Consider the following 25911-nt stretch of genomic DNA (forward strand, 5'->3'; position numbering starts at 1 on the left):
GTCAGCAGCCTTCGGAGATCTCGCGGAAGTTGGCGTAGTGGTCGGCGCTGTACCAGGTCTGCGAGGTGTTCTCGTCGCGGACCAGGCGCTCGGCATCGCGGTGGGTGGTGGGCTTCGGGCGGGGGTTGACGTCGTACTCGTGGTACGCGCCGCCCGCCGGGAGGTCCCCGCTGCGGTTGCCGTACGGGTTGCTGCCCCGAATGTACTCCGGACCGGGAATCCGGAAGTCGACCGGGCGGGGGCTGGTGGGCCACTCGAGATCCTCCCAGATCCGGCAGGCCCGTTCGACCTGCTCCGGGAAGTCCTGGACGGGGAGCGGGGGCTGGACGACCGCCCGGACGACCGGAGCGGCGGCCAGCGCGGGGGCGGCCAGCGCTGGGGCGGCGGGAGCGAGCGGACAGGCCAGGGCGAGGACCAGGGCGGCCTGCGCCAGACGGCGGAGAGTCATGGGGGTACCCGATTCCGTGTGCGGGGGCGTGTGCAGCAAAGGCGTACCGCGCACACGCCCCCCACCCCGCCGACCACGCCGCAACCACCCCCACCCCCACCCGACCGGGTGACCCCCGGAGCCCCGACGAACCGGCCGACCTCCGCAGCCGGTGGGCCCGGTTCGGGGCGGGGTGGCGTGGGAGGATCGGGCGGGTTCGGTTGATTCGTTGAAAGGTGTCTTCAGTCCATGGGCTCGCAGTACTACGCCGTCCTCAAGACCAACCACGGCGACATCACCGTCAAGCTGTTCCAGTTCCACACTCCGAAGACCGTGCGCAACTTCGTGGAGTTGGCGGAGGGGCAGCGGGAGTGGACCGACCCGGTGACGGGTGAGGCTTCGACGGCTCCGCTGTACGACGGGACGACCTTCCACCGGGTCATTCCCAACTTCATGATCCAGGGCGGCGATCCGCTCGGGGACGGCACGGGCGGGCCCGGGTACGCGTTCGCCGACGAGTTCCACCCGGAGCCCTACTTCACCAAGCCGTACCTGCTGGCCATGGCCAACGCCGGGCCGAACACCAACGGTTCGCAGTTCTTCATCACCACCCGGGCCACGCCGCACCTGAACCGCAAGCACACCATCTTCGGCGAGGTCGCCGACGCGGCCGGCCAGAAGGTCGTGGACGCCATCGCGGCCGTCCCGACCGGGCCGGGCGACCGTCCGCTCGACGCCGTCGTCATCGAGTCGGTGACCGTCGAGGTCCGCTGAGCCACCGGCCGGAGTAGGAAGTCGACGCGTGCGACTTCCTACTCCGCCCCGCCGAACACCACCCGCAGCACCTCCCGGGCCAGCTCCTCCACGTCCGCCCCGGCCCGGCTCTCCGGCAGGGCGCCGTTGAGCCAGAGGCTCGCGAAGCCGTGCGCCACCGACCAGGCGGCGATCGTGGTCGCCCGCTCCGCCCCCTCCCCCGGGGCCAGCTTCCGACCGCTGGCCGCGAGCACCGCCCCCGCGCGGTCGCGGGCCGCCGCCATCTCCGGGTCGTCCGCCCGGTAGAGCTCCGGCCGGAACATCACCTCGAAGTACGCCCGGTGGTCCACCGCGAACCGCACGTACGCCACGCCCGACCCGTAGGGATCCCCCGCCGCCCCCTCCAGTGCGTCCGCGAACAGCTCGAAGCCCTCCGCCGCCACCGCCGTCAGCACCCCCGCCTTGTCGCCGAAGTGGTGCGCCGGTGCGGCGTGCGAGACCCCTGCCCGGCGCGCCAGCTCCCGCAGGCTCCAGCCCGACGGCCCGGACTCGGCGATCGCCGCGAGCGCGGCGTCCAGTACGGCCCGGCGCAGGTTCCCGTGGTGGTAGCTCTCGGCCTTGCCCATGGTCCATTCCTCTCGTCGGTGACCGCCCGAGCATATCTAGGCATTGACAAGTTTGCCCGCCCGGGCCAATCTTTCCAGTGACAAGATTACTGGTGGCAAGAACTGGAGTGTCCGCACATGGCCCCGCTCATCGCCCTCCTCGGCGGCTTCGCCGTCCTCCGCCTGCTCGGGCTCCTCGCCGTCGACGGCCTCGACGCCTGGCAGCCCGCTGTCCGCGGCGCCCTCGCCCTGATGTTCGTCACCACCGGCGTGCCGCACTTCCTGCCCGCCTTCCGGCGCGACTTCGTGGCGATGGTCCCGCCGGCGCTCCCCCGCCCCGAACTGCTCATCACGCTCACCGGCGTCCTGGAACTGGCCGGCGCCGCCGGCCTCCTCGTCCCGCCGCTGGCCCCGTACGCGGCCGCCGGACTCGCCCTGCTGATGCTCGCGATGTTCCCCGCCAACGTGCACGCCGCCCGCACCAACGGCACTCTCGCCGGGAAGCCCGTCACCCCGCTGCCCGCGCGCACCGCGCTGCAGGTGCTGTTCGTCGCGGCGGCGGTCGCGGCGGCGCTCTGAGCACCGCGCCGGGGCGGGAAACGGGCGGTGAAAACGCGCGGACGCGGCCCGCTCGAGATGCGGGCCGCGTCCGAATGCGGAGAAGGGTGCGAACCCCTACTCCACGATGCCCGACTTGGCGATGGTGACCTTGGCCTTGGTGCGGCCGCTCTGCGAGCCGAGGCCCTCGATCTTCTGCACCAGGTCCAGGCCGTCGACGACCTCGCCGAAGACGACGTGCTTGCCGTCCAGCCAGTCGGTGACGATGGTGGTGATGAAGAACTGCGAGCCGTTGGTGTTGCGGCCCGCGTTGGCCATCGAGAGCTGGCCCGGCTTGGTGTGCTTGAGCTGGAAGTTCTCGTCCGCGAACTTCTCGCCGTAGATGCTCTTGCCGCCGGTGCCGTCACCGCGGGTGAAGTCACCGCCCTGGAGCATGAAGCCCGGGATGACGCGGTGGAACGACGAGCCCTCGTAGCCGAAGCCGTGCTGGCCGGTGGCGAGCTCGCGGAAGTTCTGCGCGGTCTTCGGGACGACGTCGTCGAAGAGCGTGAAGACGATCCGGCCGGCCGGCTCGTCGTTGATGGTGATGTCGAAGAAAACGTTGGAACCCATGCAGGGATCATGGCATGCCGGGCCCCCTGTCGCGCGGCACACCCCCCGACGGCCGGGCCGGAACCGGGCTCCCGGGCCGCAACCGGGCACCCGGGGCCTCCTCGGGGCACACCCGGGCCTCCCGCGGGCCGCCGCGCCGCCCGTTACGCCGCCCGGTGGGCCAGCAGGTACGCCTGCGGGGCCCGCTCGTCGGATTCCGGCTCGCGACCAGGCGGGTGGCGACCTTCGGGCCCGCCGCCCCGGCCGGCGCCTCGATCCGCTCCGGCCGCCCGCGGCGGAAGTCCAGGATGACGGGACGGCCGAAGGGGCGGTCGAGCCGCAGGACGTCGTCGCCCGCCTGGAAGGCCAGCAGGAGCGGGGCACCGGGGGCCGGGACGCGGCGGAACTCCGCGAACACCCCGGGGAGTTCTCCGGCCGGGGTGCGGGTGATCGTGTACCGGGCGACGGCGCCGGCCAACTCGCCGTCGTCACCAGTTCGGCGAACACGCCCAGCAGGGCGCGGTCCCAGGGCATCGCGGCCAGCGCGTCGCGGTAGCGGTCGGCGTGGTCGGCGGCTACGGCGTCGTAGAACGTCCGCGCGGCGCTGAGGAATTCGGGCCCGGCGGTGGCCACGGCGACCGACCCGCCGGGGGTGCTGCGCCGGCTGCGGCAGGGGTGGGGGCGGTGATCGGCCGAGCCGGACCGGAGGAATCGCGCGGAGGCGATTAGACGGCGGGCGGCGGAATGGTCGACTCGAACGGATCACCGGGGTGACGGCCCGCCGTGCGTGCTAGAACCGTCGGCGACAGTGAACGCTCACCCGCGATCGCCGTCACCCCCGCACCGTGCACCCACCGGCAACTCCTCCCACCGAAGGAGAACCATGTCCGTCGCACGAACCGTCCGCACCGTCCGCAACGCCCTGTTGGCGGTCCTCGCCGCACTGGCGCTGATGCTCTCCGGCGCGGTCACCGCCACCAACGCCTCCGCCACCACCACGGGGCTGGACGGCAGCTGGGCCTGCTCCGTCCCGGCCGGCTACGTCTACGACCAGGTGTCCATGAACCGCAGCTGCAGCGGCGGCGGCACCTGGAACTCGCCGCAGTTCCACCTGCGCACCCCGGTCGACGGGCTGACCGCCTGTATGAGCGCGCCCGGATTCGTCTACGACAACATCACCTGGGGCCTGTCCTGCAGCCAGCAGTCCGGCGTGGTCTCCAACATGTACCACCTGCGCACCCCGTACGACGGCCTCACCGCCTGTATGGGCACCCCCGCCTTCACCTACGACTACGTCACCTACACCTCCGGGTGCAGCCTGAACCAGGGCGTCCAGGCCACGACCTTCCACCTCCGCACCCCGCGCAACGGCCTCTGGGCCTGTGACGTCCCCCGCGGTTGGACCTACAGCACCACCACCTCGAACCTGGACTGCGCCACCATCCGCGGTGTGCCGACCACCAAGTTCCTGCTGGTCGGCTGACCCGGTCCCCGGTGAACGGGCGGGCGACCCGGCGGCGGCCGGGTCGCCCGCCCGCGTCCGTTCAGGACAGGTCCAGCTCCGCGACGGCCTGGTCCCCGCTGAACTCGCCGGTCGGACGGAAGCCGAGGCGCTCGTAGAAGCGCTCCGGACCGCCCTCCCCCGGCACATAGGTGACCGTGACCCGGTCGCCGCCGCGGCGGCGGATCTCCGCGGCGACCTGCTCCACGGCGAAGCGGCCGTAGCCCCTGCCCTGGGTCCCGGCGGCGATGTTGAGGCGCCAGAGACCCGAGCGCGGCAGGTCGCCCGGCCGGTCCGGGTAGAAGGTGATGTCGAAGAAGGCCATCACGAAGCCGACCGGCCGGTCGCCGTCGTAGACCAGCCTCGGCCAGGCGGCCTCGCCGTACGCGTACGCCTCGGCCAGCGACTTGACCACCGGGGAGACCAGGTGCTCCTGGTCCGGGCGGACCTTCAGCTCCAGTGCGGCGTCGATGTTGCCCGGGGTGACCGGTTCGAGCCGCAGGGCGGCCGGGGCCGGGGGCGGCGAGGATTCCGTGGACATGCCGGTCAGGGTAGGTGAGCGCCCGCCCGCCGGTCTCCCGGTTTTCCCGCCATCCCTACACCGCCACCCCTACACCGCCACCCCTGCACCGGCGCCCCCGCACCGGCGCCCCCTCACGGCGCGGGCGTGAACACCAGCGAAGCGTTGTGCCCGCCGAAGCCGAAGGCATTGGTGAGCACCGCCCCGACCCGCGTCCGGCGCGCGGCCCCCGCGACCACGTCCAGCCCGACCGCCGGGTCCTGCCGCTCCAGGTTGCGGGTGGGCGGCACGATCCCGTCGCGCAGCGCGAGGACCGAGGCGAGCGCCCCCAACGCGCCCGCCGCGCCGAAGAGGTGGCCGGTCATCGACTTGGTGGCGGTCACCACCGGGTGGGTGCCGATCGCCGCGGTGACCGACGCCGCCTCGGTCAGGTCGCCCAACTGGGTGGAGGTGGCGTGGGCGTGGACCAGCCCGATGTCCAGCGGCGACAGCCCCGACTCCGAGACCGCCCGGCGGATCGCCCGGACCTGCCCCTCGGAAGCGGCCGCGGTGATGTGGTGGGCGTCCGAGGTGACGGCCGCGCCGGCCAGCACGGCGTGGGCGCGGGCCCGGCGCGCGGCGGCGAAGCCGGCCCGCTCCAGCACCACGACGGCCGCGCCCTCGCCGATCACGAAGCCGTCCCGGTCGACGTCGAACGGCCGGGAGGCCCGGCCGGGCTCGTCGTTGCGCAGCGAGTGGGCCCGGGCCTGGGCGAAGCCGGCCAGGGTCAGCGGGCAGACGCACGCCTCGGCGCCGCCCGCCACCACCACGTCGGCCCGGCCGAGCCGGATGAGGTCCAGGCCGAGGGCGATCGCCTCGGCCCCGGACGCGCAGGCGCTCACCGGGGTGTGCGCGCCGGCCCGGGCTCCGAGTTCGATCGAGACCCAGGCCGCCGGACCGTTGGCCATCAGCATCGGCACGGTGTGCGGGGAGACCTTCCGGACGCCGGAGGCCTCCAGGACGTCGTCCTGGCCGAGCATGGTGAGCGCGCCGCCGGTGCCGGTGCCGATCACCACCGCCAGCCGTTCGCCGTCCACCTCGGGACGGCCCGCGTCGGCCCAGGCCTCGCGGGCGGCGATCAGCGCGACCTGTTCGCAGCGGTCGAGCCGCCGGGCCAGGACCCGGTCGAGGACCTCGGTCGGCTCGACCGCGAGCTGCCCGGCGATCCGGACCGGGAGCCCGGCGGCCCAGTCGGCCCCGATCGGCCGGACGCCGGTGTCGCCGGCCAGCATCGCCGCCCAGGTCGAGGGGACGTCGCCGCCGAGCGGGGTGGTCGCCCCGAGGCCGGTGACCAGCACCGGCTCGGGAGCCGGCACCGGCTCGGGGGCCGAGGCTCGGGACGCGTGGTTGTCGGTACCCATCGGAGGGACTCCCTGGCTCGTGCGGGACTGTGGAGTGACGACAACTCCCCGCACCGGTCGATGCGAGGGACTCTCGCCACATCCGCCACAATGCCACGGCCCTGATGCGCATTCAGGTGTGTCAGCCAACCGATTCGAACACCATGGACTTGGAGGAACTCCACATACACCTCCTGGGCGTCGACGGCCTCGGCGAGGGCCGGGCCGGGCCGGGTCGGGCCGAGCCGAGGCCGGAGTCCGCCCCGGTCATCAGGTTCCGGACGAGTGCGCCCGTCGGCCGTTCGCGTCGGACCGTCCTGCCATACTCGGCGCGATCTTCACCAGGGAGGGACCTCACGTGCGCCTGCGTCACGCCTTCGGGCTGACCCTCGCAGCGGCAACCGCCGTACTCGGACTGCCCGGACCGGCCGTGGCCGGACCGACGGCGGAAGCCGGGACCACCATCCACGTCAACAACTCCGGCGACCGGGCCTGTTCGGACCGGGGACCGGGCACCTTCGCCCAGCCCTACTGCACGATCTCGGCCGCCGCCGTCGTCGTGGAGCCCGGCCAGACCGTGCGGATCTGGCCCGGCCGGAACTACCGCGAATCGGTCCGGATCACCCGCTCCGGCACCCCGGACCGGCCGATCACCTTCCTCGGCGTGCCCGACGGCAACCCCGCCGACCGCGACCACCCCACGATCGAGGCGGCCACCAGCGGCTACACCCCGGTCGCGCTGACGGGCGTGCACGACGTGGTGCTCGACGGCCTCCGCTTCAACGGCACGCTCGCACTCACCGACACGACCCGGGTGAGCGTGGACCGAAGCGTGTTCTCGGCCGTGGGCCCCGGCCCGGCCGTCACGGTCGGGGGCAGCGGCGACACCGTCACCGTGAGCCGGAACCTCTTCGACGGCACGACGGGCGGCATCGACGTCCGGCCGGGCTCGCGCAATGTCCTGGTCACGGCCGACGACTTCCACCATGTCTACGGAACGGGCCTGAAAGCCACGGACACGGGCGACCTGGCCGTCACCAACAACACCTTCGCGTCCACCTGCCCGAACAGTGTCGCCGTCAACGGCAATTCACCGGGCGCCGTCGTGAAGAACAACATCACGACAGCGGCCGGGGGCCTCCTGGGCCCGAACTGCCGGACGCCCGCCTTCTCCGTCTCGGCCGAGGCCGCCGCCACCGCGGTCCTCGACTACAACACCGTTCATCCGGCGCCCGGCGGCAGCTCGTACGCGTGGGCCGGCAGCACGTACGGGACACCGGCGGAGTTCGCGGCCGCGACCGGCCAGGGCGGGCACGACCTCGACCTCGCCCTCCGGTTCGGCGGGAACTACCACGACCGGCTGGACGACACGGACCCGGCCAGCGCGGGGGCCGTCGACTCCGGCGACCCGACGGCCCCCGGGGTCGGCACCGACCTGCGCGGCCAGTCCTACATCGACCACCCCGGGGTCGCCGACACCGACGGAAGCACCCGCGACCGCGGCGCCCACGAACTGACCGGCCTGGACCTCTCCACCGTCGACCTGCTCGGCGTCAGCGGCGGTGACGGCGACGGCACCCCGCTCACCGTGCGCGCCGAGGTCCGGTTCGGCAGCAGCCTGTTCTCCAGCTGGCCGAACACGTACACCGTCGACTTCGGCGACGGCAGCGAGCCGGTCAGCTCCGGCAGCGGCTTCCTGGTCCACACCTACCCGGCGGTCGGCAGCTACGACGTACGGGCCGTGGCGGCGGACCAACGGGGCGGCCGGGCCCCGAGCCGGGCCGTGCGCCTCACCCTCGTCGACCCCGGCACCGCGGGGGCCGACCTCACCGCCACCAACACCGGCTGGCCTTACAACTACAAGCTCAGCGCCACCGTCCCGGCGCCCTGGACGACCGGCCTCTACTCGGTCGACTACGGCGACGGCACGACGGACAAGGGATTCGTCGGCGGCGAGGCCCGACACAGCTACCGCAACCCCGGCACGTACACCGTGAGCTGCACCGTCAAGGACAAGGACGGCCGGATGCTGGTCCTCGGCAAGCGCATCCGGGTGGAGGTCGACCCCGCCCTGGCGGTCCTGCAGCCCGGTGAGCGGGTGCAACTGCTGGCCCGGACGCCCACCGCGCTGCTGAACAGCGGCGCGCACTACGGCTGGGGCGCCTGGGCGCCGTTCAGGCCCGCCGGCCACCCCGCCCTCGCCCGGCCGTTCGCGGAGCAGGACATCACCGCCTCCGCCCTCGCGACCACCGTCGACCAGGAGGCGCACAACCTGGTCGCCGCCAACGGCCGCGTCCACATCACCGACCGGCTGGTGCAACCCGGCCACTGGGAGAAGGTCGCCCAGTGGGTGGCGGACGGCCGCTGGTCGGCCTGGGGCGAGGTCACCTCCCCCGGCGCCGCCGGACCGCTGCCCGGCGCCCCCCGGCAGCTCGCCGCCGTCGCGATGGGCCGCAAGCTGCAGGTCCTCGCCCTCGTCGACGGCCGTGTCCAGCAGGCCACCGCCGACTACGAGCGCGGCACCTGGTCGCCGTGGAGCGACGTCACCGCCGCCTCCGGCCTGCCGCCCGCGACCCGGATCACGGCCGCCGCCGTCGGCAACACCCTGCACATCGTCGCCCTCGGCCCGGACGGCCACGTTCGCGACGCCGCCGGTGACTACGACCGGGGCACCTGGGGCAGCGGCGACCCGACCCCGGTGATCGGCCTGCCCGGCGCGGCCGTCACCGACCTGTCCGCCGCCACCACCGGCAGCACCCTGCACATCGTCGCGGTCGCCGGCGGCCGGCTGCACCAGGCCGACGCCGACTACGCCGCCGGACGCTGGTCCGGCTGGGACGACCTCACCGCCGCCACCGACGGCGACAGCACGGCCGACCGCGTCGCCGCCGTCGCCATCGGCAACAGGCTCCACCTCTACACCCTGGGCGGCGGCGTACTGCGCGACGCCACCGGCGACTACGACCGCGGGAGCTGGTCCCGCTGGGGCGACGTCAGCGCGACGGCGGGCGCACCGGCGCTCACCGAGCTGGCCGTCGCCGCCGCCTGACCTGGCGTCGGGGAAATCCGACCGGGCGTCGGGCGAATCCGACCGGGCGTCCGAGGAAAGGCGAGCCCCACCGGAGGCAATTCGGTGGGGCTCGCCCCCCATTGTCCGAATGTGCACGAACTCGCTTTATGAACGCACGGCGACGCCGTGGTCACGAGGACGGGAAAGTCATCACGTCCGATCGCACACGCAGCCCCCACCTGACATACTCTGGCCGATCTTCTCGCGCATCACATCCCAGAGGGGGGACCCACGTGCGCATGCGTCATGCCTTCGGGCTGACCGCGGCGGCGGCGAGCGTCGTACTCGGCCTGCCCGTACCGGCCGCCACGGCCGCCGGCGCGGCGACCACGCTCCACGTCGACAACACCGCCGCGGACTGCACCGACCAGGGCGGCGGCACCTTCGCCCGGCCGTACTGCACCATCTCCGCGGCGGCCGCGGTCGTCCAGCCGGGGCAGACCGTCCGGGTGTGGGCGGGGGACTACAAGGAGGACGTCCGGGTCACCCGCTCCGGGACCCCGGAGCAGCCGATCACCTTCCTCGGCGGCCGCGTCGACACCGCGCCCTTCCTCAGCCAGCCGACCGTGCGCGGGGCCCAGAACGGGACCGCTTTCGCCCTGAACAATGTGCACGACATCGCGGTCCGAGGTTTCCGGATCGCCGCGCCGCACGGGCTGCAGGTCGTCCACTCGTCCTCCGTGGTCGTCGACCAGAACCAGTTCCACTGGAACCTCAACACGGTCCAGGACTCCCTCCGGGTGGTCGGCGGGAGCAGCCACGTCACGGTCAGCCGGAACTCCTTCAACCACTCGTCGGGCGCGTTCGTCGGCGAGGGCGGCGGCAGCGACCTCCTGGTGACCGGCAACGACTTCGACCGGACCACCACCACCGGCCTCGTCGTCAACGGTGTGTCCGACGCCGCGGTCACCAACAACACCTTCGCGCTGTCCTGCAACGGCAGCGTGGACATCCAGGGCCTCTCGCCCCGGTCCGTGGTGAAGAACAACATCGCGGTCGACGGGAACCAGAACAGCGCGACGGCGAACCCCAAGCGGTGCTGGACCGTCGGCGGGTACGCCGCCCAGATCACCGTCTCGCCGGAGTCCGCGGGCACCGCGAGCGTCGACTACAACGTCGTCCACGCCCGCTCCGGCACCCAGCCGTACCGGTGGGCGAGCAGCACCTACGAGTCGCCCGCCGAGTTCGCCGCCGCCACCGGGCGGGGCACCCACGACCTCGACCTCGACCTCGAGTTCTCGGCCTCCAGCGACCAGCGTCCGTTCAACCTGCTGACCGAGGCCTCGGCCGGCGCGATCGACTCGGCCGACCCGACCGCCCCCGGCGTCGGCACCGACCAGTTCGGCCAGCCCGCCATCGACGACCCGAACGTCACCGGCACCGGCACCCGCGACCGGGGCGCCCACGAGCTCAACGGCCTCGACGGCGGCACCGCTCTCGTCGTCCACGGCGCGGCGGGCGGCTCCACCACGGGCCCGGCGCCGTTCACCGTGAACGCCACGGTCCGCGCCCGGAGCGCCTGGGCCGGGCCGGGCTCCCGGACCGTCGACTTCGGCGACGGGACCGAGCCGGTGACCTCCGACCAGGAGACTGTCCCCCACACCTACACCGCCCCCGGCACCTACACCGTGACCGCGACGGCCACGGACGCCCTGGGCGGCCGGGCCGAGGGCGCCCTCTTCCAGCCGGTCCGGGTCAACGCCCCCTCCGGGCTGACCACCGACTTCACGGCCACCAGTGTGGGCTGGCCGTACGTCTACCGGTTCGACCTCCGTTCCTCCTCCGGCTACCTGATCCCGGCCGGGAGCGTGGACTTCGGCGACGGCAGCAGGGCCTACGCGGCCTCGGGCCCGGTCGAGCACACCTTCGCGGGGCCCGGCACCTACCGGGTGACCTTCACCGTCCGGGACGAGTCCGGCGAGTCCTCGACCACCACCAAGGCGGTCGAGGTCGGCCCCTACGCCCCGGTCGCCGTGCTCCAGCCCGGCGAGCGGGTGCAGGTGCTCGCCCGTACCCCCGCCTCGGTGCTCAACGGCGGCGCGCACTACGGCTACGGCCTCTGGGCCCCGCTCACGCCCGCCGGTCCCGGCGGCCCCGGCGCCCGTCCGTTCAACGAGGGCGACATCAACTCCTCGGCCATCGGCACCACCGCCGACGGCGTGGTGCACAACGTGGTCGCCGCCAAGGGCCGGATCTTCATCGCCGACCGGCGGATGTCGGACGGCGGCTGGTCCGGCTGGGGCGAGCTCACCACCCCGGACGCCGCCGGCCCGCTGGCGACCGCGCCGCAGCAGATCGCCGTCGCCGCCATGGGCGACAAGCTGCACGTCCTCGCCCTGCGCGACGGCCGGGTCTTCCAGGCCACCGGCGACTGGAGCACCGGCTCCTGGTCCCGCTGGGCCGACGTCTCCACCACCGTCGGCGCGGGCACCCTGAACCGGATCTCCGCCGCCGTCACCGGCGACACCCTGCACATCGCGGGCATCTCCCCGGACAACCGGGTGTTCGTCGCGGACGGCGACTACGGCCGCGGCACCTGGGGCTACGGCGAGCCCAGCGCGCTGATCGGCAAGTCCTCCGAGCAGTGGCCGACCGCGTTCACGGCGACCGCGATCGGCAGCACGCTGCACATCCTGGTGGCCCACGGCACCACCGTGCACCAGGCCAGTGGCGACTACGCGGCCGGCGAGTGGTCGGGCTGGGGCGACCTCACCGCCGCCATCGGTCCGATCGGTACCGTCGAGCGGCTCTCCGCCACGAGCACCGGCAACAAGCTGCGCCTCTACGCGCTGGCCGACGGCGGTGTGCTGCGTGACGCCACCGGGGACTACGACCGGGGCGCCTGGTCCGGCTGGGGCAATGTGAGCGCCGCCGTCGGCGCCCCCGCGCTCACCGACCTGGCGGTCACCGCCTCCTGACGGCCCGCCGCCGGACACGGAACCGGAGCCCCTGGTCGAGGAGACTCGGCCGGGGGCTCCGGTCCTCCCCGGCCGAAAACGCACAATCCGGACCCAACGGATCACGACAGTACGACGATCGGTTTTCCGGTCGCGCACGCAGCATCCGCCCTGCCATACTCGGCCCGTTCTTCGGGCCCCACCCGAAACGCCCCACCCGAAACGCCCCGCCCGAAGCGCCCCGCACCGAGTGCCCCGGGGGCCACGGGTGACAGGCCGTCGATGAACCCGACGTCACATTCCAGAGGAAGAAGCACCACGTGCGCCTGCGTCACGCCTTCGGGCTGACCGTCGCAGCGGCCGTCGCCGCGCTCGGACTGCCCGCACCCGCCACGGCGGCACCGACCGCCACCGCGACCACGCTCCATGTCAACAACCAGCTGTCCTTCGCCTGCTCTGACCGGGGCTCCGGCACCGTCGCCCAGCCGTTCTGCACCATCTCCGCCGCGGCCGACGCGGCCCAACCGGGGCAGACCGTCCGGGTCTGGCCGGGCGACTACCCCGAGCAGGTCCGGATCGCCCGCTCCGGCACCCCGGAGAAGCCGATCACCTTCCTCGGCGGGCCCGTCGACACCGCGCCGTTCAGCACGATGCCCGTCGTCCGCGGCCCGGCCGGGCTCGCTGCCTTCGTCCTCGACGGCGTGCACGACGTCACCCTCCGGGGCTTCCGCAGCTTCGCCACGCACGGCGTACAGGTGCTGGGCTCCTCGCGCGTGGTCCTGGACCAGAACCGGTACGACCACTCCGGCTACCACGAGTCCCTCCTGGTCAGCGGCGCGAGCGAGCACATCACGGTCAGCCGGAACTCGTTCAACCAGGTGAACGGCCTGGTCGTCGACGGCGGCGCCCACGACATCCTGGTGACCGGCAACGACTTCAGCCGCACCGAGAGCACCGGCCTCACCGCCACCGGTGCGGCCGACCTGGCCGTCACCAACAACACCTTCGCGCTCAGCTGCTTCGGCGGCATCCTGGTGGACGGCGACTCACCGCGGGCGGTGGTGAAGAACAACATCGCCGTCGACGGGACCCCGGCCGGCCTGTTCTGCGGCCCCGTCCCCGCCCAGGCCCAGATCTCCGTGTCGGCCCAGGCCGCGCCGACCGCGAGCGTGGACTACAACGTGGTGCACGCCAGGCCGGGCACGCGGCCCTACACCTGGGCCGGCACCGGCCACGCCTCCCCGGCCGCGTTCGCCGCCGCCACCGCGCAGGGCGGGCACGACCTGGACCTCGCCATCGACTTCTCCGGGTCGACGCTCGACCGCCCGCTCAACCGGCTGACCCCGGCCGCGGCGGGGGCGATCGACTCCGCCGACCCGACCGCCCCCGGCGTCGGCACCGACCTGTCGGGCCAGCCCGCCGTCGACCACCCCCAGGTCGCCAACACCGGCGGCAGCACCCGCGACCGGGGTGCCCACGAGCTCAGCGGCATGTCCGGCCCGACGCACCTGGACGTCAACGGCGCGGACGTCATCACCCCGACCGGGCCGACGCCGTTCACCGTCGCCGTCCGGCTGGGCTTCCTGAACACCTGGGGCACCGCCCCGGGCAGCTACCTCGTCGACTTCGGCGACGGCAGCGAGCCGGTCCGCACGACCGACGACATCGTGGAGCACACCTACACCCTGGCCAACAGCTGGAGCCAGTACTTCACCGTGACCGCAACGGCCGTCGACGCCACGGGCGGCCGGACGGAGCCGGCCACCGGATCGGTCCGGGTGAACCCGGCCTTCCCCATGTTCGCGAACTTCACCGCCACCAACGTGGCCTGGCCGTACACCTACCGGTTCGACATCACCGGCTCGTCCCCGTGGGCGATGGCCAACGGCACGATCGACTTCGGCGACGGCGACGTCGCCGGGGTCTACTCGGGCGGCGACCAGGTCTCCCACAGCTACGCGACACCCGGTACCTACACCGTGACCTACACGGCCCGGGACCAGGCCGGCCAGCAGATCGTCCGCCGGGACATCCAGGTCACCGTCACCCCCTCGATCGCCGTCCTCAAGCCCGGTGAGCGGGTGCAGGTGCTGGCCGCCGCCCAGTCGTCCCTGCTGAACAGCGGCGCGCACTACGGCTACGGCCTGTGGGCACCGTTCACGCCGGTCGCCGCCACCGGGCGCCCGTTCGCCGAGAGCGCCGTCACCTCGACCGCCGTCGGCACCACCACCGACGGCGTGGTGCACAACGTGGTCGCCGCGGGCGGCCAGGTGTACATCGCCGACCGGCGGATGTCGGACGGCAGCTGGAGCAACTGGGGCGAGGTCACCTCGGCCGGCGCGGCCCGAGCCCTTCCCGGACCTCCGTCGCAGATCGCCGTCGTCGCCATGGGCCGCAGGCTGCACGTCCTCGCCCTCGTCGGGGGCCGGGTCCTCCAGGCCACCGCCGACTGGAACACCGGCGCCTGGTCCACCTGGGGCGACCTCACCGCCGCCACCGGCCTGAGGGCCGCCTCCCGGATCACCGCCGCCGCCAACGGCAACTCCCTGCACGTCGTCGCCCTCGGCACCGACGGCCGGATCTACGACGCCGACGGCAACTACGACCGGGGCACCTGGACCGTCGGCGACCCGACCTCGGTCATCGGCCTGCCCGGCGGACCCGTCACCCAGCTGTCCGCCTCCTCCACCGGCAGCACCCTGCACATCGTCGCCGCGGCCGGCGGCCGGCTCTACCAGGCCAGCGGCGACTTCGCCGCCGGACGCTGGTCCGGCTGGGGCGACCTCACCGCCGCTGTCGGCGACATCGGCACCGTCGAGCGCGTCGCCACCGCGGCCATCGGCAACAAGCTGCACGTCTACGCCCTGGCGCCCCACTTCCTGTACGACGCCACCGGGGACTACGACCGTGGCACCTGGTCCGACTGGGGCAACGTGAGCGCCGCCGTCAGCGGGCCTTCGCTCACCGAGCTCGCGGTCACCGCCTCCTGACGGCCCGCCGCCGGACACGGAACCGGAGCCCCCGGGCGAGGAGACTCGGCCGGGGGCTCCGGTCCTCCCGGGCCGAAAACGCACAATCCGGACCCAACGGATCACGACAGTACGACGATCGGTTTTCCGGTCGCGCACGCAGCATCCGCCCTGCCATACTCGGCCCGTTCTTCGGGCCCCGCCCGAAACGCCCCGCCCGAAACGCCCCGCCCGAAGCGCCCCGCGCCGAGTGCCCCGGGGGCCACGGGTGACAGGCCGTCGGTGAACCCGACGTCACATTCCAGAGGAAGAAGCACCACGTGCGCCTGCGTCACGCCTTCGGGCTGACCGTCGCAGCGGCCGTCGCCGCGCTCGGACTGCCCGCACCCGCCACGGCGGCACCGACCGCCACCGCGACCACGCTCCATGTCAACAAGTACAGCCCGCAGTGCTCGGACACCGGCCCCGGCACCTACGCCAAGCCGCTCTGCACCGTCTCCGCCGCGGCCGCCGTCGTCGAACCGGGGCAGACCGTCCGGGTCTGGCAGTCCGGCGACACCGGGGAGATCCGGATCACCCGCTCCGGCACCCCGGAGAAGCCGATCACCTTCCTCGGTGGCTCCGCCGACACCGCGCCCTTCACCAGGCAGCCCGTCGTCGGCGGCCCGACGGCCATGAACTCCTTCACCCTGGCGAACGTCCACGATGTCACGATCCGTGGCTTCCGGACCCTCGCGCAGCACGGGGTGCAGGTCATCGGTTCGTCCCGGGTCGTCGTCGACCAGAACACCTTCGACCGCGCGGGCACCCGTCAGGTGTCCCTCCGCGTCGCGGGGAGCGACCACGTCACGGTCAGCCGGAACGCCTTCGACCACTCCTCCGGCCTGGTCCTCGACGGCGGCAGCGACATCCTGGTGACCGCCAACGACTTCAACCGGACCACCGACGCCGGCCTCACCGCCACGGGCGTCGCCGACCTGGCCGTCACCAACAACACCTTCGCGCTCGACTGCTTCGGCGGCGTCAACCTCCTGGGCGCCTCGCCCCGGGCCGTGCTGAAGAACAACATCTCGGTCGACGGCAACGAGAAGAGCATCCAGGCCGACCGCCCGTACTGCTGGGAGATCGCCCCGAAGGCGCAGATCTCCGTCTCGGCCGAGGCCGCCCCCACCGCGACCGTCGACTACAACGTCGTCCGTCCCAAGTCCGGCACCGGCGCCTACGCCTGGGGCGGCACCGTCTACCCGTCCCCGACCGCTTTCGCCGCGGCCACCGGGCAGGGCGCGCACGACCTCGACCTCGACCTCGAGTACACGACGAGCGGCTACAGCCACCCGTTCAACAAGCTCACCACCGCCGCCGCGGGCGCGATCGACTCGGGCGACCCGACCGCCCCCGGCATCGGCACCGACCTCTTCGGCCAGCCCGCCCTCGACCACCCGGACGTCGCCAACACCGGCGCCGGCACCCGGGACCGCGGTGCCCACGAGCTCAGCGGCATGGACGGCGCCACCCGCCTGGTCGTCACCGGCGAGACCGCCCCCACCGCGACGGGGCCGGCTCCGCTCACCGTGACGGCCGGCGTCGACTTCCGGAACACCTGGGGCACCGCACCGAGCCCCTCGGTCATCGACTTCGGCGACGGCAGCGAGCCGGTGAGCACGACCGGCACCGTGCGGCACACCTACACCGCCCAGGGCGTCTACACCGTGACCGCCTCCGCCGTCGACGCCCTCGGCGGACGGGCGGAGGGCGCCGCCTCGGAGGTCCGGGTCAACCCGAACTTCCCCGCGAGCGCCGGCCTCGCCGTCAGCAACGCCGGCGGGGCGTACACCTACCGGTTCACCGTCTCCGCCAGCTCCCCGTGGAACCCGCTGAACGGCACCGTCGATTTCGGCGACGGCACCCGGGAGGACGTGCCCTCGCGCAGCGGCTCCCTCGTCCACACCTACGCCGCCGCCGGCAGCTACCGCGCGCAGTTCACGGCCCGGGACGAGTCCGGCCGGGACCAGGTCGTCGTCCGGCCGATCGAGGTGGGCGTCGACCCGCTCACCGTGCTGACGCCCGGCGAGCGGGTGCAGGTCCTGGGCAGGGCCCCCATGTCCGTCGACGACCTGCAGAACGGCGGGGCGCACTACGGCGAGGGCGTCTGGGCGCCGTTCACCGCGGTCGGCGCGACCGGCCGCCAGTTCGCGGCGGGCACGGTCGCCTCGGTCGCCCTCGGCACCACGGCCAACGGGGTCGCCCACAACCTGGCCGCCACCTACGACGGCCGGGTCTTCATCGCCGACCGGCGGATGTCCGACGGCAACTGGTCCGGCTGGGCCGAGGTGACGTCGCCGGGCAGCGCCGGACCGCTGCCCGGCGCGCCGACCCAGATCGCCGCCGCCGTCATCGGGAACAAGCTGCACGTCCTCGCACTGGTCGGCTCGCGCGTCCACCAGGCCACCGGTGACTGGTCGACCGGCACCTGGTCCGGCTGGGGCGACATCACCTCCGCGGCCGGCCTCGCCGATGTCGGCCAGATCTCCGCCGCGGCCACGGGCAACAGCCTGCACGTCGTCGGCCTCAGCACCGACGGCAAGGTCTACGTCGCGGACGGCGACTACGACCGCGGCACCTGGTCGTCCGGCGAGGTCACGGCGCTGCTCGGCCAGGCTCCCGACGGGTACCGGATCGCCCAGGTCACCGCGGCCGCCATCGGCAGCAAGCTGCATGTCGTCGTGGGGGCGAACACCAACCTCTACCAGGCGACGGCCGACTACGCGGCCGGCACCTGGGCGGGCTGGGGAAGTCTCAGCTCCGCCACCGGGCCGACCAGCCACGTCGACAAGCTCGCCAGCGCCGCCACCGGCAACAAGCTGCACGTCTTCGTGCTCGCGCTCGGCGTCGTCCGCACTGCCACCGGCGACTACGACCGCGGCGCCTGGTCCGGCTGGGGTCAGGCGAGCCTCGCCTCGAACGCCCCCGACCTCACCGACCTGGCGGTCGCCACGTCCTGACGCCACCACCGGGTGAACGCCGGAGCCCCCGGCCGAGTCTCCTCGGCCGGGGGCTCCGGCGTTCCGCGTCACGGCAGGTTGCGGGCCATCACGATGCGCTGGATCTGGTTGGTGCCCTCGTAGATCTGCGTGATCTTCGCGTCCCGCATCATCCGCTCCAACGGATAGTCCCGGGTGTACCCGTACCCACCCAGCAACTGCACCGCGTCCGTCGTGATCTCCATCGCCGCGTCCGACGCGAAACACTTCGCCGCCGCACCGAAGAACGTCAGATCCCCGTCCCCCCGCTGCGACTTCGCCGCCGCCGCATAGGTGAGCTGGCGCGCCGCCTCCAGCTTCATCGCCATGTCCGCCAGCATGAACTGCACACCCTGGAAGTCACCGATCGGCTTCCCGAACTGCCTGCGCTCCCGCACATAGCCCTTGGCGTAGTCCAGCGCCCCCTGCGCGATGCCCAGCGCCTGGGCCGCGATCGTCACCCGGGTGTGGTCCAGCGTCCTCATCGCCGTCGCGAAGCCCGTGCCCTCCGCGCCGATCATCCGGTCCGCCGGGATCCGCACGTTGTCGAAGTACACCTCACGCGTCGGCGACCCCTTGATCCCCAACTTCCGCTCCGGCGCACCGAACGACACCCCCGCGTCGCCCTTCTCCACCACGAACGCCGAGATCCCCTTCGACCGCTTCTCCGGGTCCGTCACGGCCATCACCGTGTAGAACTCCGACACACCCGCGTTGGTGATCCAGCGCTTCACCCCGTCCAGCACCCAGAAGTCCCCGTCCCGCACCGCACGCGTCCTCATCCCCGCCGCGTCCGAACCCGCCTCCGGCTCCGACAGGCAGTACGAGAACATCCCCTCCCCACGCGCCAGCGCCCCCAGGTACTTCGCCTTCAACTCCTCCGACCCCGACAACTGCACCGGCAACGACCCCAGCTTGTTCACCGCCGGGATCAACGACGACGAGGCGCACACCCGCGCCACCTCCTCGATCACGATCACCGTCGCCAGCGCGTCCGCCCCCGCACCACCGAACTCCTCCGGCACATGCACCGCATGCAGATCGTTCCCCTGCAACGCGTCCAACGCCTCCTGCGGGAACCGACCCACCTCGTCCACCTCCGCCGCGAACGGAGCGATCTTCGCCTCCGCCAGCGACCGCACCGCCTCACGGAGCATCCCGTGCTCCTCGGAGATCCGGAAGAGATCGAAGTCCGCCGCGCCTGCGCCGCCCGCCATGATGCCTGCCTCTTCGAAGAGTCGTGCCCGCCGTGGAACGGCTTGGTTACCGTCGGGTAGAGATCCTAGGGCGCCGACCTGCGGCTGCCTAGGACATGTCTTCGGGTCAGTCGACGTCCGTACCGAGGGTGTCGCCGGTCCGGTGCTCCTGGAAGTACTGGTCCGTCCGGTCGTTGCGGATCGCCTCCCACAGCTGCGCCGCCGGGTGGTCCGCCAGCAGCACCACGCTCTGCTCGCCCCGGGTGGCGAACCCGCCGAACGGCGCGTTCATGAAGCGGACGTCGTCGGCGCGCAGCGAGCGCAGGCCCCAGGCCAGCTGGAACAGGTCGGTGTTGGACAGCCGGTCGTCCACGCTGACCACCTCGCCGACGGTGCCGAGCAGCCCGCCCAGCCGGGACGGGCTGGTGAGCGTGCCGGAGTCCATCACCTTGAGCATCAGCGCGCGCAGGAAGTTCTGCTGGCGCTTGGTCCGGTCGAGGTCGCCGCCGGGCAACCCGTAGCGCTCGCGGACGTAGAGCAGCGCCGTGGCGCCGTCCATGTGGTGGGTGCCGGCCTCCCAGGCGCGGGCCTCGCCGACGCCCTCGATGGTGCGCGGCACGGTGATGTCCACCCCGCCGACGGCGTCGGTGAGGGCGCGGAAGCCGTTCCAGTCGATCACCGCGAGGTGGTCGATCCGGATGCCGGTGAGGTTCTGCACGGTCTCGGTCATCAGGGCCGGACCGCCCCAGGAGTAGGCGGCGTTCAGCTTGGCCTCGCCGTGCCCCGGGATCGGCACCCAGGTGTCCCGGGGCAGCGAGACGAGGGTCGCCGAGCTCCGGTCGTCGGAGAGGTGCAGCAGCATCATGGTGTCGCTGCGGGCCGCCCCGGCCTGCCAGGCCGGGGCCTTGGCCGCGCTGCCGGTGGTGGGGGTGTCGGAGCGGGCGTCCAGGCCGACCAGCAGCAGGTTGAGGCCGCTGCCCGGGACGGGCTTCGGCTGGGCCGTCTCCGGCACGGTCGGGAAGGCGTCCGGGATCCGTCGTACGGAGGAGGCGTAGTGCTCGGCGGTCCACCAGAGGGCGCCGCAGCCGCCGACGGCGAGGGCGAGCAGGGCGGAGAGGGTCCAGAGCAGCACCCGGCGGGTCCGTCGGCGGCGGGCCGGCGGCTCATGGTCCAGCGGCTCGCGGTCGGGCGGCGGCTCGCGGTCGGGCGGCGGCTCGCGGTCGGGCGGCTCCTCGCCGCCGTCGCCCGGGCCCTCCGCCGAACCGGACGCGCCGGGTATCGACTCCCGCACCCCCGCCGCCGGTTCGAAGAGGCTCAGGCCGGACGGCACCGGCCGCTGCACGGGTTCGCCAGACTGCTCGTCCTCCGGCTCCATGTGCGTATTGTGCCGCCGCCCCCGCCCCGTGCGGGGAGCTTTCGGGACAACGGCCGGAACCGGGACGGTCTGGGCGCATTCCCCCCGGCCGGATAGCATCGGTGGGCGCGGCCCGGTGGGACGCGTCCACCCTCACCCGTCGCCCGCCCGAAGGGGAAACCGTGACCCTCCGCATCTCCGTGATCGGTACCGGCTATCTCGGCGCCACCCACGCCGCCGCCATGGCGGAGTTCGGCTTCGAGGTGCTGGGTCTGGACATCGACCCGGAGAAGATCGCCACCCTCACCGCCGGCCAGGTCCCGATGTACGAGCCGGGCCTGTCCGAGCTGCTGCTCAAGCATGTGGCGGGGCACGAGGGTTCGACCGGCCGGCTGCGCTTCACCACCTCCGCGCAGGAGGCCGCCGAGTTCGGCGACGTGCACTTCGTCTGCGTCAACACCCCGCAGCGCAAGGGCGAGTTCGCGGCCGACATGTCGTACGTGGACGCCGCGATCGACGCGCTCGCCCCGCATCTGACCCGCCCGGTGCTGGTGGTCGGCAAGTCCACGGTGCCGGTCGGCTCGGCGGGCCGGCTGGCCGAGCGGCTGGCCGCGCTGGCCCCCGTCGGCGAGGGCGCCGAACTCGCCTGGAACCCGGAGTTCCTGCGCGAGGGCTTCGCCGTCCAGGACACCCTGCGTCCGGACCGGATCGTGATCGGCGCCCGCAGCGGGCGGGCCGAGGAACTGCTGCGCGAGGTGTACGCCGAGCCGATCGCCGCCGGGGTCCCGTTCCTGGTCACCGACTACGCGACCGCCGAGCTGGTGAAGACCGCCGCCAACTCCTTCCTGGCCACCAAGATCTCCTTCATCAACGCGATGGCCGAGGTCTGCGAGGCGGCCGGGGCCGACGTCACCCAGCTGAGCGCGGCGCTCGCGCTGGACGACCGGATCGGCGGCAAGTTCCTCAACTCCGGTCTGGGCTTCGGTGGCGGCTGCCTGCCCAAGGACATCCGGGCGTTCATGGCCCGGGCCGGCGAACTGGGCGCCGACCAGGCGCTGACCTTCCTCCGCGAGGTCGACTCGATCAATATGCGCCGCCGCTCCCGGATGGTCGAGCTGGCGCGCGAGCAGTGCGCCGGCGGCTTCCTCGGCCGCCGGATCGCCGTCCTCGGCGCCGCGTTCAAGCCCAACTCGGACGACATCCGGGACTCGCCCGCGCTCAACGTGGCCGCGCAGATCCAGCTCCAGGGCGCGCAGGTCACCGTCTACGACCCCAAGGCGATGGACAACGCGCGCAAGATGTTCCCCGGGCTGGCCTACGCCGACTCCGCGTTGGAGGCCGCCGAGGGCGCGCACGTCGTCCTGCACCTCACCGAGTGGCAGGAGTTCCGCGCGCTCGACCCGGCCGAGCTGGGCGCGGTCGTGGCCGAGCGCCGCCTGCTCGACGGCCGCAACGTCCTGGACGCCGACGCCTGGCGCGCCGCCGGCTGGACCTACCGCGCGCTCGGCCGCCCGAGCTGACGGGAATCCCCGGCCGCCGGCCTTCGTTGCCCCGGGCATGACGAACTACGGCGACGAAGCGACGGTCCGTTCCATCCTCACCGACCGGGGTGACACCTGGGCGGTGGTCGGCCTGTCCACCAACACCGCCCGGGCCGCGTACGGCGTGGCCCGGTTCCTCCAGGAGCGCGGCAAGCGGATCGTGCCGGTCCACCCGAAGGCCGAGACGGTCCTCGGTGAGCAGGGGTACGCCTCCCTCGCGGACGTCCCGTTCGAGGTCGACGTGGTGGACGTGTTCGTGAACAGCGCGCTGGCCGGGGAGGTCGCGGACCAGGCGGTGGCCGCGGGGGCGAAGGCGGTCTGGTTCCAACTCGGTGTGGTGGACGAGGACGCGTACGCCCGGACCACCGCCGCCGGGCTGGAGATGGTCATGGACAAGTGCCCCGCGATCGAGTTCCCGCGGCTGGGCTGAGCCCTCGCCGGACTCGCCGGGGCCGGGTGGGACGGGTCGGGGCCGGGTGGGACGGTCGGACCGCCCCACCCGGCCCCGCGGCGTCAGCCGTCCAGGCCGGTGAGGGTGGCGATGGACGGGGTCCGTCCCCCGTCGCGCAGGCGGGCCGCGGCGGTCTCGGCGTCGCGCAGGACGCGGACGGCGTTGTGCCAGGTGAGCTTGGAGAGGTCGGCCTCCGACCAGTTTCGGCGCAGCAGTTCGGCGATCAGGTTGGGGTAGCCGGCGACGTCGTCGAGGCCGTCCGGGAGGAAGGCCGTGCCGTCGAAGTCGCCGCCGATGCCGATGTGGTCGACGCCGGCCACCTCGCGCATGTGGTCGAGGTGGTCGGCGACGGTGGTGACGGTGGCGACCGGGCGCGGGTTCGCCTCCTCGTAGGCGCGCTGGCAGGCCATCCCGGCGGGGGTGGTGTCGAGGTGGTCGAAGCCGTGGGCGCGCATGTTCTCGTCGGCCGCGGCGGTCCACTCGATCGCGGCGGGCAGGATGAACTTGGGCACGAAGGTGGCCATCGCGACGCCGCCGTTGTCGGCGAGGCGGGCGAGCACGTCGTCCGGGACGTTGCGCGGGTGGGCGCAGACCGCGCGGGACGAGGAGTGCGAGAACAGCACCGGGGCCTCGCTGACCCGCAGGGCGTCGCGCATGGTGTCGGCGGAGACGTGCGAGAGGTCGACCAGCATGCCGAGCCGGTTCATCTCCCGGACGACCTCCTCGCCGAAGGCGGTGAGGCCGCCGGCGGCGGGCTTGTCGGTGGCGGAGTCGGCCCACGGCGTGTTGTCGTTGTGGGTGAGCGTCATGTACCGGACGCCGAGCGCGTACAGGGCGCGCAGGGTGGCGAGCGAGCAGTCGATCGAGTGGCCGCCCTCGGCGCCGATCAGGGAGGCGATCCGGCCCTCGGCGCGGGCGGCCTCCAGGTCGTCGGCGGTGAGCGCGAGCCGCAGCCGCTCGGGGAAGCGGTCGACCAGGGCGTGGACGAAGTCGATCTGTTCGAGGGTGGCGCTGACGGCGTGGTCCCCGGCGAGCCGGCTGGGCACGTAGACGGACCAGAACTGCGCGCCGACCCCGCCCGCGGTGAGGCGGACGAGGTCGGTGTGCAGCCGGGCGCTCTGGTCGGCGGCCAGGTCGAGCGCGTCGAGGTCGTAGCCGACCTGCTCGCGCATCGCCCACGGGAGGTCGTTGTGGCCGTCCACCACGGGGGCGGTGCGAAGGACGGCCCGGGCGCGCTCCAGCAGGGCGGCGGGCGTGGAATCCAGCAGCTCAGAGGTCATACGAGCTGTTGTATCCGACCAGGCTGCTTTTATGACTACTTTCCGAAGCCGAACGAGGCGGAACCCGCCACCTTGGCCCGGAGCTTCTTGCCCTTCTCGGTGGCCTGGCTGTTCAGCTCGGCCTGGAACTCGGTCATCCGCTCGGTGAGGTCCTGGTCGAAGGCGGCCAGCATCCGCACCGCGAGCAGGCCCGCGTTGCGCGCGCCCGCCACCGAGACGGTCGCCACCGGGACGCCGGCCGGCATCTGCACGATCGACAGCAGGCTGTCCATGCCGTCCAGGTAGCGCAGCGGCACCGGCACGCCGATCACCGGCAGCGGGGTGACCGAGGCGAGCATGCCCGGCAGGTGGGCGGCGCCGCCGGCGCCCGCGATGATCGCCTTCAGACCGCGCTTGTGGGCGCTCTCGCCGTACGCGACCATCTCGCGCGGCATCCGGTGCGCGGAGACGACGTCGACCTCGTAGGGGATCTCGAACTCGTCGAGCGCCTGGGCGGCCGCCTCCATCACGGGCCAGTCGGAGTCCGAGCCCATGACGATGCCGACGAGCGGGGAGGCGGGGGCGGTGGGGGCGGTCATTCGGTGATCGTTCCTCGCAGGTAGGCGGCCGCGTGGCGGGCGCGCTCACGGACGTCGTCGAGGTCGTCCCCGAAGACGTTGACGTGGCCGACCTTGCGGCCGGGCTTCACGTCCTTGCCGTACATGTGGATGCGCAGGCCCGGGTCGCGGGCCATGCAGTGCAGGAAGGCGTGGTACATGTCCGGGTAGTCGCCGCCGAGGACGTTGACCATCACGGTCCACTTGGCGCGCGGCCGGGGGTCGCCGAGCGGCAGGTCGAGCACGGCCCGCAGGTGGTTCTCGAACTGCGAGGTGACGGCGCCGTCCTGGCTCCAGTGCCCGGAGTTGTGCGGGCGCATGGCCAGCTCGTTGACCAGGATCCGGCCGTCCCGGGTCTGGAACAGCTCGACCGCGAGGTGGCCGGTGATGTCCAGCTCGCCGGCGATCCGCAGGGCCAGCTGCTGGGCCTCGTCGGACAGCGCGGGGTCGAGGTCGGGCGCGGGGGCGGTGACCTCGGCGCAGACGCCGTTCTCCTGGACGCTCTCCACCACCGGGTAGGCGACCGCCTGGCCACTGGGCGAGCGGACCACGTTGGCGGCCAGCTCGCGGACGAAGTCGACCTTCTCCTCGGCGAGCACCGGGACGCCGGCCAGGAACGGCGCCGCGGCCGCCTCCTCGTCGCCGACCACCCAGACGCCCTTGCCGTCGTAGCCGCCGCGGACGGTCTTCAGGACCACCGGGTAGCCGGCGCCCTCGTTCGCGAACGCGGTCACGTCGGCCGGGTCGGCGACGATCCGGTGCCGGGGGCAGGGGACGCCGATGGAGTCGAGCTTGGCCCGCATCACACCCTTGTCCTGCGCGTTGACGAGAGCGTCGGGACCGGGCCGGACGGCGATGCCGTCGGCCTGCAGGGCCCGCAGGTGCTCGGTCGGCACGTGCTCGTGGTCGAAGGTGATCACGTCGCAGCCGGCCGCGAAGCGGCGCAGGGTGTCGAGGTCGCGGTAGTCGCCGAGGACGACGTCGGAGACGACCTGCGCGGCCGAGTCCTGGGGAGTGTCGGCGAGGAGCTTGAACCGGACTCCGAGCGGGATGCCCGCCTGGTGTGCCATGCGGGCAAGCTGCCCGCCGCCGATCATGCCCACCACTGGAAAATTCGCGTTGCCCGGGGAAGTCACCCCGCCAGGATATCCGGGCCGGTCGGAGGGTGTGGAACCGCTCCCGCCGCGACCGCGTCCCTACTGC

The 25911-nt window shown here is 73.1% G+C and carries 20 protein-coding genes; 9 read left to right on the top strand and 11 right to left on the bottom strand.

The annotated features are described in order from the left end of the window. Position 1: 1 nt before the first annotated feature. Positions 2 to 448 (bottom strand): ribonuclease domain-containing protein, encoded by a 447-nt coding sequence (locus ACW14Y_RS16845; protein ID WP_380442268.1) that lies wholly within the window; start codon positions 446 to 448, stop codon positions 2 to 4. A 228-nt stretch (positions 449 to 676) separates the two neighbouring features. Between ACW14Y_RS16845 and ACW14Y_RS16850 the strand changes: the two genes are divergently transcribed. After that, positions 677 to 1201, top strand: a complete 525-nt coding sequence (locus tag ACW14Y_RS16850) for a peptidylprolyl isomerase (RefSeq protein ID WP_456987441.1) — start codon at positions 677 to 679, stop codon at positions 1199 to 1201. Between the two features lie 38 nt (positions 1202 to 1239). Here the strand turns inward: ACW14Y_RS16850 and ACW14Y_RS16855 are convergent, their stop codons facing one another. Then, complete coding sequence (locus ACW14Y_RS16855) at positions 1240 to 1806, bottom strand: TetR/AcrR family transcriptional regulator (protein ID WP_380392067.1); 567 nt, start codon at positions 1804 to 1806, stop codon at positions 1240 to 1242. 117 nt (positions 1807 to 1923) lie between these two features. On the opposite strand from ACW14Y_RS16855, the gene ACW14Y_RS16860 reads away from it, so the two are divergent. Continuing rightward, complete coding sequence (locus tag ACW14Y_RS16860) at positions 1924 to 2364, top strand: DoxX family protein (protein WP_380307715.1); 441 nt, start codon at positions 1924 to 1926, stop codon at positions 2362 to 2364. Positions 2365 to 2460: 96 nt separating this feature from the next. Here the strand turns inward: ACW14Y_RS16860 and ACW14Y_RS16865 are convergent, their stop codons facing one another. Both ACW14Y_RS16865 and ACW14Y_RS16870 read right to left on the bottom strand, forming a co-directional pair. Next, on the bottom strand, positions 2461 to 2955 hold the full coding sequence (locus tag ACW14Y_RS16865; protein ID WP_266269746.1) for a peptidylprolyl isomerase: 495 nt from the start codon (positions 2953 to 2955) through the stop codon (positions 2461 to 2463). A gap of 7 nt (positions 2956 to 2962) precedes the next feature. Next, positions 2963 to 3412, bottom strand: a complete 450-nt coding sequence (locus tag ACW14Y_RS16870) for a hypothetical protein (RefSeq protein ID WP_380392062.1) — start codon at positions 3410 to 3412, stop codon at positions 2963 to 2965. 405 nt (positions 3413 to 3817) lie between these two features. On the opposite strand from ACW14Y_RS16870, the gene ACW14Y_RS16875 reads away from it, so the two are divergent. Beyond that, entirely contained in the window at positions 3818 to 4417 is a 600-nt protein-coding gene (locus ACW14Y_RS16875; protein ID WP_380307720.1) for a hypothetical protein, read from the top strand. A gap of 61 nt (positions 4418 to 4478) precedes the next feature. Here ACW14Y_RS16875 and ACW14Y_RS16880 read toward each other — a convergent pair whose 3' ends face one another. Continuing rightward, positions 4479 to 4976: a GNAT family N-acetyltransferase gene (locus ACW14Y_RS16880; protein ID WP_380307722.1), complete on the bottom strand. Its 498-nt coding sequence runs from the start codon at positions 4974 to 4976 to the stop codon at positions 4479 to 4481. A 113-nt stretch (positions 4977 to 5089) separates the two neighbouring features. Then, complete coding sequence (locus ACW14Y_RS16885) at positions 5090 to 6355, bottom strand: beta-ketoacyl-[acyl-carrier-protein] synthase family protein (RefSeq protein ID WP_380392056.1); 1266 nt, start codon at positions 6353 to 6355, stop codon at positions 5090 to 5092. Positions 6356 to 6692: 337 nt separating this feature from the next. Between ACW14Y_RS16885 and ACW14Y_RS16890 the strand changes: the two genes are divergently transcribed. From ACW14Y_RS16890 to ACW14Y_RS16905, 4 genes are all read left to right on the top strand, one after another. Next, complete coding sequence (locus tag ACW14Y_RS16890) at positions 6693 to 9383, top strand: PKD domain-containing protein (protein WP_456987445.1); 2691 nt, start codon at positions 6693 to 6695, stop codon at positions 9381 to 9383. Positions 9384 to 9643: 260 nt separating this feature from the next. Continuing rightward, complete coding sequence (locus ACW14Y_RS16895; RefSeq protein WP_456988188.1) at positions 9644 to 12322, top strand: PKD domain-containing protein; 2679 nt, start codon at positions 9644 to 9646, stop codon at positions 12320 to 12322. A gap of 299 nt (positions 12323 to 12621) precedes the next feature. After that, complete coding sequence (locus ACW14Y_RS16900) at positions 12622 to 15291, top strand: right-handed parallel beta-helix repeat-containing protein (RefSeq protein WP_456987447.1); 2670 nt, start codon at positions 12622 to 12624, stop codon at positions 15289 to 15291. A 299-nt stretch (positions 15292 to 15590) separates the two neighbouring features. Continuing rightward, positions 15591 to 18272 (top strand): PKD domain-containing protein, encoded by a 2682-nt coding sequence (locus tag ACW14Y_RS16905; protein WP_456987449.1) that lies wholly within the window; start codon positions 15591 to 15593, stop codon positions 18270 to 18272. A 68-nt stretch (positions 18273 to 18340) separates the two neighbouring features. Here ACW14Y_RS16905 and ACW14Y_RS16910 read toward each other — a convergent pair whose 3' ends face one another. Together ACW14Y_RS16910 and ACW14Y_RS16915 are read right to left on the bottom strand one after the other, a co-directional pair. Continuing rightward, positions 18341 to 19507: an acyl-CoA dehydrogenase family protein gene (locus ACW14Y_RS16910; RefSeq protein ID WP_380308398.1), complete on the bottom strand. Its 1167-nt coding sequence runs from the start codon at positions 19505 to 19507 to the stop codon at positions 18341 to 18343. Between the two features lie 106 nt (positions 19508 to 19613). Next, positions 19614 to 20861, bottom strand: coding sequence for an LCP family protein (locus ACW14Y_RS16915; protein ID WP_456987452.1), 1248 nt, complete (start codon positions 20859 to 20861; stop codon positions 19614 to 19616). Between the two features lie 161 nt (positions 20862 to 21022). Here ACW14Y_RS16915 and ACW14Y_RS16920 point away from each other — a divergent pair, with 161 nt between their 5' ends. Both ACW14Y_RS16920 and ACW14Y_RS16925 read left to right on the top strand, forming a co-directional pair. Next, complete coding sequence (locus ACW14Y_RS16920) at positions 21023 to 22360, top strand: UDP-glucose dehydrogenase family protein (RefSeq protein WP_266311439.1); 1338 nt, start codon at positions 21023 to 21025, stop codon at positions 22358 to 22360. A gap of 37 nt (positions 22361 to 22397) precedes the next feature. Further along, the gene (locus tag ACW14Y_RS16925) at positions 22398 to 22811 is read left to right on the top strand and encodes a CoA-binding protein (protein WP_456987454.1); all 414 of its coding nucleotides are present in this window, start codon (positions 22398 to 22400) and stop codon (positions 22809 to 22811) included. Between the two features lie 83 nt (positions 22812 to 22894). On the opposite strand, the gene ACW14Y_RS16930 is transcribed toward ACW14Y_RS16925, so the two are convergent. From ACW14Y_RS16930 to ACW14Y_RS16940, 3 genes are read right to left on the bottom strand one after another with little or no spacing between them, the layout of a single operon-like run. Next, a complete protein-coding gene (locus ACW14Y_RS16930; protein WP_380383986.1) occupies positions 22895 to 24112 on the bottom strand; it encodes a dipeptidase in 1218 nt (405 codons plus the stop codon). 35 nt (positions 24113 to 24147) lie between these two features. Further along, positions 24148 to 24690, bottom strand: a complete 543-nt coding sequence (gene purE, locus ACW14Y_RS16935) for a 5-(carboxyamino)imidazole ribonucleotide mutase (protein ID WP_340636162.1) — start codon at positions 24688 to 24690, stop codon at positions 24148 to 24150. Continuing rightward, the gene (locus ACW14Y_RS16940; protein ID WP_082558475.1) at positions 24687 to 25844 is read right to left on the bottom strand and encodes a 5-(carboxyamino)imidazole ribonucleotide synthase; all 1158 of its coding nucleotides are present in this window, start codon (positions 25842 to 25844) and stop codon (positions 24687 to 24689) included. Before ACW14Y_RS16940 ends, purE begins: the two co-directional genes overlap by 4 nt. Positions 25845 to 25911: the final 67 nt, after the last annotated feature.

It is taken from the genome of Kitasatospora sp. cg17-2, assembly GCF_054031055.1.

Bases quoted from the DNA above. Each gene is read 5' to 3' on its own strand.
- ACW14Y_RS16845 (WP_380442268.1), bottom strand. From the start codon at position 448: ATGACTCTCCGCCGTCTGGCGCAGGCCGCCCTGGTCCTCGCCCTGGCC.
- ACW14Y_RS16850 (WP_456987441.1), top strand. From the start codon at position 677: ATGGGCTCGCAGTACTACGCCGTCCTCAAGACCAACCACGGCGACATC.
- ACW14Y_RS16855 (WP_380392067.1), bottom strand. From the start codon at position 1,806: ATGGGCAAGGCCGAGAGCTACCACCACGGGAACCTGCGCCGGGCCGTA.
- ACW14Y_RS16860 (WP_380307715.1), top strand. From the start codon at position 1,924: ATGGCCCCGCTCATCGCCCTCCTCGGCGGCTTCGCCGTCCTCCGCCTG.
- ACW14Y_RS16865 (WP_266269746.1), bottom strand. From the start codon at position 2,955: ATGGGTTCCAACGTTTTCTTCGACATCACCATCAACGACGAGCCGGCC.
- ACW14Y_RS16875 (WP_380307720.1), top strand. From the start codon at position 3,818: ATGTCCGTCGCACGAACCGTCCGCACCGTCCGCAACGCCCTGTTGGCG.
- ACW14Y_RS16880 (WP_380307722.1), bottom strand. From the start codon at position 4,976: ATGTCCACGGAATCCTCGCCGCCCCCGGCCCCGGCCGCCCTGCGGCTC.
- ACW14Y_RS16885 (WP_380392056.1), bottom strand. From the start codon at position 6,355: ATGGGTACCGACAACCACGCGTCCCGAGCCTCGGCCCCCGAGCCGGTG.
- ACW14Y_RS16895 (WP_456988188.1), top strand. From the start codon at position 9,644: ATGCGTCATGCCTTCGGGCTGACCGCGGCGGCGGCGAGCGTCGTACTC.
- ACW14Y_RS16910 (WP_380308398.1), bottom strand. From the start codon at position 19,507: ATGGCGGGCGGCGCAGGCGCGGCGGACTTCGATCTCTTCCGGATCTCC.
- ACW14Y_RS16915 (WP_456987452.1), bottom strand. From the start codon at position 20,861: ATGGAGCCGGAGGACGAGCAGTCTGGCGAACCCGTGCAGCGGCCGGTG.
- ACW14Y_RS16925 (WP_456987454.1), top strand. From the start codon at position 22,398: ATGACGAACTACGGCGACGAAGCGACGGTCCGTTCCATCCTCACCGAC.
- ACW14Y_RS16930 (WP_380383986.1), bottom strand. From the start codon at position 24,112: ATGACCTCTGAGCTGCTGGATTCCACGCCCGCCGCCCTGCTGGAGCGC.
- purE (WP_340636162.1), bottom strand. From the start codon at position 24,690: ATGACCGCCCCCACCGCCCCCGCCTCCCCGCTCGTCGGCATCGTCATG.